At 72.5% G+C, this 12,901-nt stretch carries 11 protein-coding genes; 6 read left to right on the plus strand and 5 right to left on the minus strand.

Annotation, left to right across the window (positions count from 1 at the left end):
* Positions 1-83: 83 nt before the first annotated feature.
* Positions 84-3,482 carry a pyruvate carboxylase gene (locus J4G33_RS01110; RefSeq protein WP_208054050.1) on the plus strand — a complete coding sequence of 1,133 codons (3,399 nt, stop codon included), beginning with the start codon at positions 84-86 and terminating at the stop codon, positions 3,480-3,482.
* Positions 3,483-3,629: 147 nt separating this feature from the next.
* On the plus strand, positions 3,630-3,800 hold the full coding sequence (locus J4G33_RS01115) for a hypothetical protein (protein WP_208054051.1): 171 nt from the start codon (positions 3,630-3,632) through the stop codon (positions 3,798-3,800).
* A gap of 66 nt (positions 3,801-3,866) precedes the next feature.
* On the opposite strand, the gene J4G33_RS01120 is transcribed toward J4G33_RS01115, so the two are convergent.
* Together J4G33_RS01120 and J4G33_RS01125 are read right to left on the minus strand one after the other, a co-directional pair.
* Entirely contained in the window at positions 3,867-4,214 is a 348-nt protein-coding gene (locus J4G33_RS01120; RefSeq protein ID WP_208054052.1) for a DUF8129 domain-containing protein, read from the minus strand.
* Between the two features lie 78 nt (positions 4,215-4,292).
* The gene (locus tag J4G33_RS01125) at positions 4,293-4,559 is read right to left on the minus strand and encodes a hypothetical protein (protein WP_208054053.1); all 267 of its coding nucleotides are present in this window, start codon (positions 4,557-4,559) and stop codon (positions 4,293-4,295) included.
* A 43-nt stretch (positions 4,560-4,602) separates the two neighbouring features.
* Here J4G33_RS01125 and J4G33_RS01130 point away from each other — a divergent pair, with 43 nt between their 5' ends.
* The 4 genes from J4G33_RS01130 (at position 4,603) to J4G33_RS01145 (ending at position 8,502) form a co-directional block, all read left to right on the plus strand.
* Positions 4,603-5,118, plus strand: coding sequence for a GNAT family N-acetyltransferase (locus J4G33_RS01130; RefSeq protein ID WP_307793637.1), 516 nt, complete (start codon positions 4,603-4,605; stop codon positions 5,116-5,118).
* A 201-nt stretch (positions 5,119-5,319) separates the two neighbouring features.
* Positions 5,320-5,823 (plus strand): heme-degrading domain-containing protein, encoded by a 504-nt coding sequence (locus J4G33_RS01135; RefSeq protein WP_208054055.1) that lies wholly within the window; start codon positions 5,320-5,322, stop codon positions 5,821-5,823.
* A 31-nt stretch (positions 5,824-5,854) separates the two neighbouring features.
* Entirely contained in the window at positions 5,855-7,927 is a 2,073-nt protein-coding gene (locus tag J4G33_RS01140) for an ABC transporter ATP-binding protein (protein ID WP_307793638.1), read from the plus strand.
* A gap of 230 nt (positions 7,928-8,157) precedes the next feature.
* The gene (locus J4G33_RS01145) at positions 8,158-8,502 is read left to right on the plus strand and encodes an RNA polymerase-binding protein RbpA (RefSeq protein ID WP_208054057.1); all 345 of its coding nucleotides are present in this window, start codon (positions 8,158-8,160) and stop codon (positions 8,500-8,502) included.
* A gap of 20 nt (positions 8,503-8,522) precedes the next feature.
* Here J4G33_RS01145 and J4G33_RS01150 read toward each other — a convergent pair whose 3' ends face one another.
* The 3 genes from J4G33_RS01150 to J4G33_RS01160 all read right to left on the minus strand — a co-directional run bounded on the left by J4G33_RS01150 (position 8,523) and on the right by J4G33_RS01160 (position 12,883).
* The gene (locus tag J4G33_RS01150) at positions 8,523-9,332 is read right to left on the minus strand and encodes a polyprenol monophosphomannose synthase (RefSeq protein WP_208054058.1); all 810 of its coding nucleotides are present in this window, start codon (positions 9,330-9,332) and stop codon (positions 8,523-8,525) included.
* A complete protein-coding gene (gene lnt, locus J4G33_RS01155; RefSeq protein ID WP_208054059.1) occupies positions 9,322-10,890 on the minus strand; it encodes an apolipoprotein N-acyltransferase in 1,569 nt (522 codons plus the stop codon). The genes J4G33_RS01150 and lnt overlap by 11 nt, the downstream gene beginning before the upstream one ends.
* 346 nt (positions 10,891-11,236) lie before the next feature.
* Complete coding sequence (locus tag J4G33_RS01160; protein ID WP_208054060.1) at positions 11,237-12,883, minus strand: amidohydrolase; 1,647 nt, start codon at positions 12,881-12,883, stop codon at positions 11,237-11,239.
* Positions 12,884-12,901: the final 18 nt, after the last annotated feature.

The raw sequence follows: 12,901 nt of genomic DNA on the forward strand, positions 1-12,901 counted from the left end.
GCCGGTCCGGAGCGCGGGACGGGCAGGCCGCACGACACCGTTGCCGCTACGGTGCTGGTGCCCCCTACCCGATGAGGTGAGACGTGTTCTCGAAGGTCCTGGTCGCCAACCGCGCTGAGATCGCCGTGCGAGGTTTCCGCGCTGCGTACGAGCTGGGAGCTCGCACCGTCGCGGTCTTCCCCCACGAGGACCGGAACTCGGAGCATCGCCTCAAGGCCGACGAGGCCTACCCGATCGGCCAGCCCGGGCACCCGGTACGCGCCTACCTCGACATCCAGGAGATCCTGCGTGTCGCCCGGGAGGCCGACGCCGACGCGATCTATCCCGGGTACGGCTTCCTCTCCGAGAACCCCGCCCTTGCCCGTGCGTGCGAGGAGGCGGGACTGACTTTCGTGGGCCCCCCCGCCGACGTCCTCGAGCTCGCCGGGAACAAGGTCCGGGCCCTCAAGGCCGCCCGTGAGGCCGGCATCCCGGTGCTGGCCTCGACCGAGCCGTCCTCCGACGTCGACACCCTTGTCGCAGCTGCCGAGGAGGTCGGCTTCCCGATCTTCGTCAAGGCCGTCGCCGGCGGCGGCGGCCGCGGGATGCGTCGGGTCGACACCCGCGAGGAGCTCCCCGACGCCCTCGCGGCCGCGATGCGCGAGGCGGACAGCGCCTTCGGGGACCCGACCGTGTTCCTCGAGCAGGCCGTGCTGCGCCCGCGCCACATCGAGGTCCAGATCCTCGCGGACAGCACCGGCGAGGTCGTGCACCTCTTCGAGCGCGACTGCTCGGTCCAGCGGCGTCACCAGAAGGTCATCGAGATCGCCCCGGCGCCGAACCTCGACCCCGCGATCCGAGAGGCCCTGTGCCGCGACGCCGTGGCCTTCGCGCGCAGCATCGGCTACGTCAATGCGGGCACCGTCGAGTTCCTGGTCGACACCGTGGGCGAGCGGGCCGGCAAGCACGTCTTCATCGAGATGAACCCGCGCATCCAGGTCGAGCACACGGTCACCGAGGAGGTGACGGACATCGACCTGGTCTCCTCGCAGCTGCGGATCGCCGCGGGGGAGTCCCTCGCGGACCTCGGCATCACGCAGGACGCCGTACGGGTCAACGGTGCGGCCATGCAGACCCGCATCACCACCGAGGACCCGGGCAACGGCTTCCGCCCGGACACCGGCCGCATCGTCGCCTACCGTTCGCCGGGTGGCGCGGGGGTGCGTCTGGACGGCGCCACGGCGAGTGCCGGGGCGGAGATCAGCGGCCACTTCGACTCGATGCTGGTCAAGCTCACCTGCCGGGGGCGTGACTTCCCGACAGCGGCCCGGCGAGCCCGTCGAGCCCTCGCCGAGTTCCGCATCCGTGGGATCAGGACCAACATCCCGTTCCTCCAGGCCGTCCTCGACGACCCGGCCTTCGTGGCCGGGGATCTCTCGACCTCGTTCATCGACGAGCGGCCCGAGCTGCTCGCAGCCAAGGAGAGCGCGGACCGCGGGACCAAGCTCCTGGCCTACCTGGGCGACGTGACCGTCAACCGCCCGCACGGCGCCCCTCAAGGCATCCTGCTGCCGCAGGCGAAGCTCCCGGACGTCGACCTCGCCGCGGAGCCCGCACCCGGGAGCCGCCAGCGCCTGCTCGAGCTGGGCCCGGACGGGTTCGCCAGGGCGCTGCGCGAGCAGACAGCCGTGGCGGTCACCGACACGACGTTCCGCGACGCCCACCAGTCGTTGCTCGCGACCCGCGTCCGCACCTACGACCTCGCCGCGGTGGCGCCGCACGTCGCGCGCACCACCGGCGGTCTGCTGTCGGTCGAGGCCTGGGGCGGTGCTACGTACGACGTCGCGCTGCGCTTCCTGGGGGAGGACCCGTGGGACCGCCTCGCCACCTTGCGCGAGTCCCTCCCGAACGTCGCCATCCAGATGCTCCTGCGCGGTCGCAACACGGTCGGCTACACGCCGTACCCGACCGAGGTCACCCAGGCGTTCGTCCGCGAGGCCACGGCCACCGGGATCGACATCTTCCGCATCTTCGACGCCCTGAACGACGTCGAGCAGATGCGCCCGGCGATCCAGGCGGTCCGGGAGGGCGGCACGGCGGTGGCGGAGGTCGCGCTCTGCTACACGGGCAATCTGACCGACCCGGGGGAGAACCTCTACACCCTCGACTACTACCTCGGGCTCGCCGAGCGGATCGTCGAGGCGGGTGCGCACGTGCTCGCGATCAAGGACATGGCGGGGCTGCTCCGCCCGGCCGCCGCCCACACCCTCGTGACGGCGCTGCGCGAGCGGTTCGACCTGCCGGTCCACCTGCACACCCACGACACCGCCGGGGGCCAGCTCGCGACCCTGCTCGCCGCGGTGGACGCCGGGGTGGACGCGGTGGACACCGCAAGCGCCGCGATGGCGGGCACCACGAGCCAACCGTCGATGTCAGCCCTCGTCGCAGCCCTCGAGCACACCGAGCGGGACACCGGCCTGAGCCTGCGGGCGGTGTGCGACCTCGAGCCGTACTGGGAGGCCGTCCGCCGGATCTACAAGCCCTTCGAGTCCGGGCTGCCCGGTCCCACGGGGCGCGTCTACGACCACGAGATCCCCGGCGGTCAGCTCTCGAACCTGCGCCAGCAGGCCATCGCACTGGGCCTGGGCGACCGTTTCGAGGACATCGAGGCCATGTACGCCGCTGCCGACCGGCTGCTGGGCCGACTGGTGAAGGTCACGCCCTCGAGCAAGGTCGTGGGGGACCTCGCCCTGCACCTCGTGGCCCGTGGGGCGGACCCTGACCACTTCGCCCGGGAGCCTCAGGAGTTCGACATCCCTGACTCGGTCATCGGGTTCCTCGGTGGCGAGCTCGGTGACCCGCCCGGAGGGTGGCCCGAGCCGTTCCGCAGCCGTGCGCTCGAGGGTCGCCCCCCGCACCGCGAGGTCGCGACGCTCACCAACGAGGACCACCAGGACCTGGGCGCGGACTCGGCGACGCGACGCGACCGGCTCAACCACCTCCTGTTCCCCGCACCGACCAAGGAGCTCGAGCAGGTCCGGGCCAGCTTCGGGGACGTCAGCGTCCTCGACACGGCGCGCTACCTGTACGGCATGTTCCCGGACACCGAGGTCGAGGTCGAGCTCGAGCGCGGGGTGCGCCTGCTCGTGGGGCTCGAGGCCGTCGGCGAGCCTGACGAGCGTGGGATGCGCTCGGTGATGTTCACCCTCAACGGTCAGATCCGCCCGCTGCAGGTTCGCGACCGAGCCGTCGAGGTCGATCAGGCGACCGCCGAGAAGGCCGATCCCGGTACCCCGGGACAGATCGCGGCGCCCTTCGCCGGGGCCGTGACCCCCGTCGTCCAGGAGGGGCAGAAGGTCGAGGCGGGGCAGGCGGTGGCGACGATCGAGGCCATGAAGATGGAGGCGTCGATCACCACCCCGGTCGCCGGCACGGTCCAGCGCCTGGCCATCGGTGCGGTCCAGCAGCTCGAGGGCGGGGACCTCGTCGTCGTCATCGCGTGAGGTCGACGACGCGCCCGTCGTCTCTCGGCCGAGGGTGACGGGCGTGTCGTCGCTCGAGAAGCATCGACCGCGAGCCGCGCGTACGGTCGTGTCAGGACGGGTCGAGACCCCTCGCCCGACCGTTCACGCCGCACCCTGGGAGGCCTGATGACCCACGAGAGCACCGACCCCGCACCGCGCGAGGGGACCGAACCGACGCCCCCCGATCACGACCAGATCCTGCGCCTCGAGGTCGACGAGACGGTGCCGCCGCGACCCGAGGAGGAGGTCGCCGACGTGACACGCAGCGAGCCGGGGGAGTGGACCGCGTCGCCCTGAGGGCAGGATGACGTAGCCGTCCTCGGCGGTGGCCCCCAGGTGCGACCTGCGGGCCACCGCCGAGGCTCATCCGCGCATCGGCGGCTTCGCCTCGTCGGACTCGGTGGGCGGGATGTCCGGACCGGGGGCGGTCGCCGGAGAGACCGACGAACCGGCAGAGGGCGCCGGGGAGAGCTCAGGGGCGAGAGCGGACGGATCGCCCCCGCTCGGCTCTGCGCCTGCTTCGAGCTCGCTCGCCCGGGTCTGCAGCACCTGAAGTGCCGGCACCCGGCGCGCGTGCGCTTCCTCGTACTCGATCACGACCCGAAGCTGCGCCAGGTCCAGGGACCGGATGCGGTGAGCGAGCCCGGTGATGGGCAGATGGTCGTAGTCGGGGAACGGGAGCTCCTCACGGGTAGGACCGTGATCCGTCATGGTGCCTCCAGGTCTCGACGTCGTCGGACCCTTCGACCGTAGGTCGAGGCGGGCGGGCTCGCACGGCGGACCGAAGGATCAGCTGGTCGGCTGCTCGTCCTGGCCCGCGGCACGGTGGGCCGCGTAGTCCTTCCGCAGGCCCGCCAGGCCCCAGAGAGCCACCGCGCCGCCCAGGGCGATCATCGCGCCGTTGGCCCAGGTGCCGACACCGTCGGTGAAGGCGCTGACCTGGTATCCGATCACCACCAGGCCGACGATCACCGGCAACGAGGACGACCACCACCAGCGCGCATCAAGAGATCGTGAGGCGGGGGTGGGGGAGTCCGAGGAGTGCGGCTCAGGCATGAGGTCAGCATCTCACGCCCGCACCATCGGGCAGGATGAGGCCGTGGCGACCATCGACGAGCTCAGCGAGGACGACTGGGCCAGGCTGGCGGCGATCCGCCTCCGTGCTCTCGAGCAGGATCAGGCGGCTTTCGGGTCGTCCCTCGAGCGCGAGCGGGGCTTCGGCGAGAGGCACTGGCGCATGAGACTGCGGTCCAGCGTCTGGCTGGTCCTCGGGGAGCCCGGCCGGGATGTCGGCGTGGTCTGTCTGATCGAGGAGCCGGGGGCGCCCAGGGACGAGCGGCACGTCGTGAGCCTGTGGGTCGACCCCGAGCGGCGCGGACGGGGGTACGGCCACGCCCTCCTCGACGCGGCGACGGCACGAGCCGCTGAGCTCGGCGGGGTGCGGCTCACCCTCTGGGCGATCGACGCGAACCACGCCGCGACCGCCCTCTACCGTCGTGCGGGCTTCGTGGCGACAGGAGTCACCATGCCGTTGCCCCGCGACCCACGGCTCACCGAGCACCGCTGGGAGAAGCCCGTCGGGTCGGAGACCCTGGGCGCGCCGCCGCCACCCTGAGGCCCGACCTACGCTGGTCGGGGAGACCGCATGTCACGGTCGACGAGGTCGATGAGCCACAGATGCGGCGCAGGGGCCCCCGTAATGACATAATGTCCCTTATCGGCGATAGGTGGTCGGTCCGGGAGTGCCTGGACCTCGGGGCCTCACGTCGGCGGCGTGCCCTAGCGTGGGAGCGCCCAGCGTCGACCAGGAGGTCCCATGTCCAGCCACGCACCGTCCAGCGACCTCGAGCGGCTCATCGCGGAGGTCGCCGAGCAGCAGCGAGAGCTGGTGCTCGACCACATGGACTACGACGACGCTTGGCGCCTCGGAACGCTGCTCATCGAGCTGGCTCGGGAACGCGACCTGCCCGTGGTGGTCGACGTGCGCCGTCACGGCCAGCAGCTGTTCCACTCGGCCCTGCCGGGCACGACGCCTGACAACGACACCTGGGTCGAGCGCAAGGTCCGGGCGGTGGACCGCTTCGGTGCGCCGTCCTTCCTGCTGGGCCTGCAGGCCAAGGCCAAGGGCCACTCCTTCGCCGACGCGACAGGCCTGTCGATCCAGGAGTACGCCGGCCACGGCGGCTGCTTCCCGCTCACGGTGGCCGGGGTCGGCCCCGTCGGCACGGTGACCGTCTCGGGCCTCCCCCAGGCCGAGGACCACGCCCTGGTGGTCGAAGGGCTGCGCATCCTGGTCGCGGAGCAGCGGGCCACCAGGTAGGGCAGGCTTGCTCCGATCCCGAGGAGGTCCTGTGCCCGACACGCGTCGGCCGTCGGCGGACGGCGCCCTGCTCCGCCGCATCTGGGCGCTGCTGTCCCCGTACCGCGCCACGCTCGTGCTCGTGGCGGTGACGATCGTCGTCGGCGCCGGGCTCGGCATCGTCACTCCCTTCCTCACGCAGGCAGTCTTCGACGAGGCGCTCTTCCCGGCGGACGGCACCGGGGTCGACCTCGAGCTCCTCGGCTGGCTCGTCGCCGCGATGATCGCCGTGCCGCTGCTCACCGCGGCGATCGGCATCGGGCAGACGTACCTGACCACCCGGGTCGGCAACGAGGCCATGGCCGACCTCCGTGGCCGGCTCTTCGAGCACCTCGAGCGGATGGAGCTCGCCTTCTTCACCGCGACGCGGACAGGGTCCATCCAGTCCCGGCTCGCGAACGACGTCGGCGGTGTCCGCTCGGTCCTGACCACGACGGCCTCGAGCATCCTCTCCAACGCGGTCACCGTGATCGCGTCGTTGATCGCGATGCTCCTGCTCTCCTGGCAGCTGACCCTCATCGCGATCGCCCTCATGCCCGTCTTCCTGGTGCTCCAGCGCCGGGTCGGCGCGCGTCGACAGGTGCTGGCGCGCAAGACCCAGGAGTCCCTCTCGGACATGACGGCCATCACCGAGGAGGCGCTGAGCGTCTCGGGGGTGCTGCTGTCGAAGGTCTTCAACAGGGCGGACGCCGAGATCGCTCGCTACGACGAGGAGAACAAGCGCCAGGTCAGCCTCCAGGTGCGCCAGGCGATGGTGGGACAGGGGTTCTTCGGCATGGTCACGGCCTTCATGGCCGTGACCCCGGCCCTCGTCTACCTCGCGTCGGGCTACATGATCGTCGGCGGTTCGGAGGTCTCGGCCGGGACGCTGGTGGCGTTCTCGACCCTCCAGGCGCGCCTGCTCATGCCCCTGGTCCAGCTGCTCCGGGTGGCCCTGGACGTGCAGACCTCCCTGGCCCTGTTCCGACGGATCTTCGAGTACCTCGACCTCGTCCCGGCGATCCAGGACCGCCCCGGCGCCGAGGACCTGCCCGAGGTGCGCGGCGAGGTCGAGCTCACGGACGTCTGGTTCGCGTACCCGCCTCCCACGCGGCTCAGGACCCCCGACCCGTCCCCCGGCGACGGCATGGGTGGGCACGGTGGCGGGCGAGGCATGTGGGGCGCGATGGGGATGGTCGCGCAGCCCGGGACTCGTGGGGGTGGAGCCGCCGTCGTCCGGGACCGGCCTCCTGGCGCCGCTCCCCCGCCGGCCCGGCCCGGTTCCTCGGTCGACGACGGCGCGGGTGCCGCGCCCGAGCCCGTCTGGGCCGTGCGCGGGGTGTCCCTCCACGTCCCCGCGGGATCCCTCGCGGCCTTCGTCGGACCGTCGGGAGCCGGCAAGACGACCCTGACGTACCTGGTCCCCCGCCTCTACGAGGTCGACCGCGGCGCGGTGCTCCTCGACGGGCACGACGTGCGCGACCTGCGCCTGGGCTCCCTGGCGGACGCCGTCGGCATGGTCACCCAGGACCCGTACCTGTTCCACGCGAGCATCGCGGACAACCTGCGGTACGCCAGACCCGAGGCCACCGACGCGGAGCTCGTCGAGGCCGCACGGGCAGCCAACATCCACGACCGCATCGCGGCCTTCGCCGACGGCTACGACACCACGGTGGGTGAGCGGGGATACCGCCTGTCCGGCGGGGAGAAGCAGCGCCTGGCGATCGCCCGGGTTCTGCTCAAGGACCCCCGCGTGCTGATCCTCGACGAGGCGACCTCAGCCCTCGACTCGAGCTCGGAGAGGCTCGTGCAGCGCGCCCTGACGCGGGTGATGGCCGGCCGCACCACCATCGCGATCGCCCACCGGCTCTCGACCATCCAGCACGCCGACGTCATCTTCGTGGTCGACGCAGGTCAGGTCGTCGAGCAGGGCACCCATCCCGAGCTCCTCGAGATCGGTGGCCTGTACGCGCGTCTGCACGCCGAGCAGTTCGGCGGTGGTCGGGTCGAGGCACGCTTCGCCGACGGCGTGATGTTCACCGACGGGGTGGTCCTCAACCAGGCCGGACAGGGCGGGGCGTCCTGAGCAGTTGCGGCCCGACCCTGCTCACGGGACCGTAGTGGCGCACCGGCGGCACGTCGCCCGCCCGCTGCGGTCCATGTTCACGGTACCTTCACGGGTCGCCTGGAACACCGGCCCCCGGGAGCGCGTTGTGCCAGGTGGAACGACAGATCGACTGACGTACCGCATGACAGAGACATTCGAGCCGAGCATCCCTCGTCGCTCGTCCCAGCGGCCAGAACGGAGGCCACACGATGGCTGACCGATCCTTGCGCGGCATGCGCATCGGCGCGAACAGCATGGAGTCCGACCAGGGGGTCGAGTTCGCCCCGCGGTTCCAGGCGTACTACGACTGCCCCGACGGGCACACGATCATCCTCCCCTTCGCCGCCGAGGCGGACGTCCCCGTCGTCTGGGAGTGCCGGTGCGGCAAGGAGGCGCTGCTCCGTGACGCCAGCAAGCCTGAGCCCAAGGCCGGCAAGCCGCCGCGCACCCACTGGGACATGCTGCTCGAGCGCAGGACCGTGGGCGAGCTCGAGGACCTCCTCGCCGAGCGGCTCGAGCTGCTCCGGGCCGGGAAGCTCCGCCGCTCGGCCTGAGCCCGACCCATGCACGTGAGCTACGGCCGTCGCCCTCGGGCGGCGGTCGTCGTCGTGCGCCTGAGCTGCGCCCACCGGTGCTGGACGCCCCACACGCAGACCCGCCAGAACGCCTCGAGAACGATCTGGCGGCTCATCTTGGACAGGCCCTGAGTCCGTTCGACGAAACGGATCGGCACCTCACGCACCTCTCCCCCGTGCCGGACCACGCGCCAGGCCATGTCGACCTGGAAGCAGTAGCCCTGCGAGGCGACCTCGTCGAGGGGCAGAGCCCGCAGCGCCGACGCCCGGTAGGCACGGAACCCAGCCGTCGCGTCGCGGAGCGGAAGGCCGAGGACCAGTCGGGTGAAGGAGTTGCCGCCGCGGGAGAGCAGCACCCGCCGCCGGGGCCAGTTCTCGACCGACCCGCCGGGCGTCCACCGCGACCCCAGCACCAGGTCGGGCCCGTGCAGGTCGTCAGCAGCGAGGGCCGACAGCAGACGCGGGAGGTCCTCGGGCTGGTGCGAGCCGTCCGCGTCCATCTCGACGAGCACCTCGTACCCGCGGGTCAGCCCCCAGCCGAAGCCCTCGACGTACGCCGAGCCCAGGCCGTGCTTGCCGGTCCGGTGCAGCACCTGGACCTGAGGGTCCTCGGTCGCCAGGTCGTCCGCGATCCGGCCGGTGCCGTCCGGGCTGGCGTCGTCCACCACCAGGACGTCGGCGGCCGGCACAGCCAGGCGGAGCCGGCCGAGGGTGCCCGGCAGGGTCGTGGCCTCGTCGTAGGTGGGGATGACGACCAGGACGCGTGGAGCGACGGCGCGGCCCCCGGTAGCGGAAGGCTCAGCCCTCACCCGGAGCGACCCTCTCCGCACGTCGCACGCGCACTGCTCCGGCCATCCCCGCCACCGTGACGACCACGGCCAAGCCCCGCAGGGCCCAGCTCAGGTGGCTGCCGTAGCGCGTCGCCGGAGTGAGCTCGCTGCGCAGCGGGACCGAGGCGACCATCTGCTCGGCGGTGAACAACCCGGTCTCCTCGCGGACCAGCCCGGTCGGTGAGATCACGGCGCTCACGCCCACGGTCGAGATCTGCACCGTCGCGCGACCGTGCTCGATCGCGCGCAGCCGGGACATCGCGAGCTGCTGGGTGGACTCGTCGGTGCGTCCGAAGGTCGCGTTGTTCGTCGGGATCACGAGGACCTCGCCCCCCTCCTGCACCGCCTCCCGGATGAGCACGTCGTAGGCGACCTCGAAGCAGATGCCCAGGGCGAGGGTGACGTCCCGCTCGAGGCGAGGCACGGCGACGGCCATGGCACCCACCTCCTCGCCGCCGATCATGTCCGTCCGCACCCTGTCGACGGCGTCGGAGAACTGGCGAGCGATCTCCCGCATCGGGATGTACTCGGCGAAGGGCGCCGGGCGCCGCTTGGCGTACGAGGCCCCAGCGCCGTCCTCGGGGTCCCAGAGGAGCGCCGTGTTGAGCCGTCCGCCCGTCTCGGGGAAGTTGTCGGTCCCCACCAGGATCGGGGCCTCGACCGCACGGGCAGCCTCGCTGATGGCCTCGGCCGCGTCCGCGTCGGCGCGGGGGTCGATGTCCGAGCCGTTCTCGGGCCAGAGCACCACGTCGAGCTCCCCCGGCTCGACCTGGTCGAGCAGGGCGTGGGTCCCTGACACGTGGTTGTCGAGCACCTCTCGGGCCTGCTGGAAGGAGTCCAGCCCGCGGTCGGGGACGTTGCCCTGCACGGCCCCGACGGCGAGGGTGCCCTCCTGCGCGCGGCTGTCCAGGGGGACCAGGAGCCCGCCGATCACGAGCACGACAGCCAGGACCAGGTAGCCGCTGGCACTGCCCACGTCGATGCGCCGCAACGAGATCAGGGCCAGGGCCACCACCGCCCCGACGACGGCGACCGCGGCGGAGACGAGGGTCGCCCCACCCAGCCAGGCGAGCGCCCCGAGCGGTGAGTCTGCCTGGGAGAAGGCCAGCCGTCCCCACGGGAAGCCGCCGAAGGGCCACACCGAGCGGGCCTCCTCGAACCCGACCCACAGGATCGCGAAGACCGGGACCTGCAGGCGGGCCCGCTGCCAGGTGACGGCCCCCCTCCGGGCCCACGTCCAGGCGGCACCGAAGGCCGCGACGAAGCCCGCCTCGACCACCGACAGGGCCAGCCAGGGCACAGCGCCCACGGCGCCCTCGGTCCAGGTGATGTGCGGCAGGAAGAAGGCGAGCCCGAACACCAGCCCGACCAGCGTGTTCCACCAGGCGCGGTCCCGGCCCAGGGCGACGAACAGCAGGGCCATGGCGAGGAAGGTCAGCGGCCACCAGCCGAGGCCGGGGAACCCTGCGTCGAGCACGAGCCCGCCGACGACGGCGAGGAGGAGGGTCGTCCTGCGGCGGGGTGGGGCGAACGGCACCGGCACAGCCTAACCGCGGTTCTCGGACCGACCGACTGGCCCGCGTGTCCTTCGGACCGGACGACGGCGTCCCCGCAGGGGCGTCGCCCGTTGTCTACTGAACACGCGGGCCAAGCCGGTGCCCTCCGCCTGGCGGTTGCCCGTCAGGGCCCGGTCGGGGTGCGGCCCAGCTGGCGCACAACCCGCATCGACCGCGGGGAGGAACAGGACGAACTTACCGAGTCCCCAGCGCGAGTCAAGGCGGTGTTCCTCCAGGTCAGCGCCATCGACGCAGGTCAGCGGCGACTGCTCCGATGGGGTGAGCCGGAGGGCGACGGCGTGTCGCGCGGCGTGTCGGGAACGTGCCTCAGGAGATGGCGTCGTGGAGCACGACACCCTCGCGCAAGGTTCGCACGCAGGTCGGGCGCGGCACGTCCGCACCCAGCACCGGCAGGAGCGGCGTACCAGCCCTCGCGTCGGTGCTCCAGGCCGAGACCCGCCCGTCCGGGACCTGCACCGCCAGGGACTCCACCTGCCACATCGCAAGGGTCGCAGGTGCTCCCAGACGGATCTCCCCCGCTCCCGTGTGGTCCAGCCGGGCGGCACGCCAACCACCGCGGGTGTGGGCCCGGAAGGCGGCCCGTGCGGAGATCCGCTGGCTCGGCTCGTGATGCTCGACGGCCCCGCGCACGGCCCCCCACGGGTCGAACGGGGTCACCGGGGCGTCCGAGCCGAAGGCGAGGGGCACCCCCGCGCCGGCGAGGTCCGCGAAAGGGTTGAGCGAGGCCGCCCGCGCCGGGCCCAGTCGCTGGGCGTACATCCCGGCGTCTCCGCCCCACGCGGTGTCGAAGGCGGGCTGTGCGCTGATCGTCAGCCCCAGCAGCACGAGGGTCCCGAGTGCCTGGGCGTCCACCATCTCGCCGTGCTCGATGCGGTGCCCCGCCGCCCGGACCCGGTCGAGGCCCTCGACGTCGGCCGCCGCGCGGAAGCCCACCAGCACCTCGTCCATCGCCCGGTCGCCGATCACGTGGAAGGCCGCCTGCGAACCCGCGCGTGTGACGGCTGCCACGTGGTTGGCGACCTGCTCGGCGCTCAGCTGCAGGGTGCCCGCGGCCGTCGCCGGCCCCGTGTCGGCGTACGGAGCACGCAGCGCTGCGGTGCGCGAGCCGATCGAGCCGTCGACGTTGAGGTCCCCGCCGATCCCGGTCAGCCCCGGGATCACCTCGAGGAGGGCACGGGCGTCGTCTGCGGTCTCGCAGAGCTCACCGCGGTAGCCGATGACCGCCGCGAGACCACTCGCCGGGTCAGCGGTCATCGCGAGCAGACCCGCGAGGCCCTCCCGCGTGTCGATGTAGGGGCCGCTGTGCTCGTGCAGCGCGGCGATCCCCTCACGGGCCGCGGCGACCAGTGTCGACCGGTAGAGCTCGGCACGGTCTCCGTCGGACACGTCACGGGCAGCGATCCTGGCCCGGTGGTGCGCGTCGGCGACGACGAGCCCGGTCGGGGACCAGCCCGGCAGGTCCGCGCAGCCCGAGATCTCCGCGAAGGAGCTGGAGACCACAGCCGAGTGGACGTCCACCCGGGCGAGGTAGACGGGGGCGCCGTCGGTGGCGTTGTCGATCTCCTCGCGCGAGGGCGGCCGCCCCTCGGGCCAGGCGGTCTCGTCCCAGCCGTGGCCCAGGAGCGGGGCCCGGCGCCCGGCGGCTCGGGCGGCCCGGGCCGCAGCGGCGATCCGGTCCAGCGCCTGGGCCAGGCTCATCACGCCCGCGGCGACCGAGAGGTCGACGCCGCTGAGCGCGAGTCCCGTCTCGAGCACGTGGGCGTGGGCGTCGACGAAGGCGGGGGTCACCAGCGCGCCGTCGAGGTCGACCACCTCGTCGGCGCCGTCCATGACGGTGTGGATCGTCTCCTCGCTGCCGAGCCAGGCGACCTGGCCGTCGGCGACGAGCAGTGCCTGGGCGAAGGGGTCCGTGCGGGAGTGGATGACGCCGTTGCGGTACAGGGTGGAGCTCACGGCCCGAACGTAGCGCAG

This window comes from Actinotalea soli, from assembly GCF_017565425.1.
Lineage (GTDB): Bacteria > Actinomycetota > Actinomycetes > Actinomycetales > Cellulomonadaceae > Actinotalea > Actinotalea soli.

Excerpts from the sequence above, each read along its gene's own strand:
- J4G33_RS01120 (WP_208054052.1), bottom strand. The coding sequence starts at position 4,214 with ATGACGGATCACGGTCCTACCCGTGAGGAGCTCCCGTTCCCCGACTAC.
- J4G33_RS01115 (WP_208054051.1), top strand. The coding sequence starts at position 3,630 with ATGACCCACGAGAGCACCGACCCCGCACCGCGCGAGGGGACCGAACCG.
- J4G33_RS01135 (WP_208054055.1), top strand. The coding sequence starts at position 5,320 with ATGTCCAGCCACGCACCGTCCAGCGACCTCGAGCGGCTCATCGCGGAG.
- J4G33_RS01145 (WP_208054057.1), top strand. The coding sequence starts at position 8,158 with ATGGCTGACCGATCCTTGCGCGGCATGCGCATCGGCGCGAACAGCATG.
- J4G33_RS01125 (WP_208054053.1), bottom strand. The coding sequence starts at position 4,559 with ATGCCTGAGCCGCACTCCTCGGACTCCCCCACCCCCGCCTCACGATCT.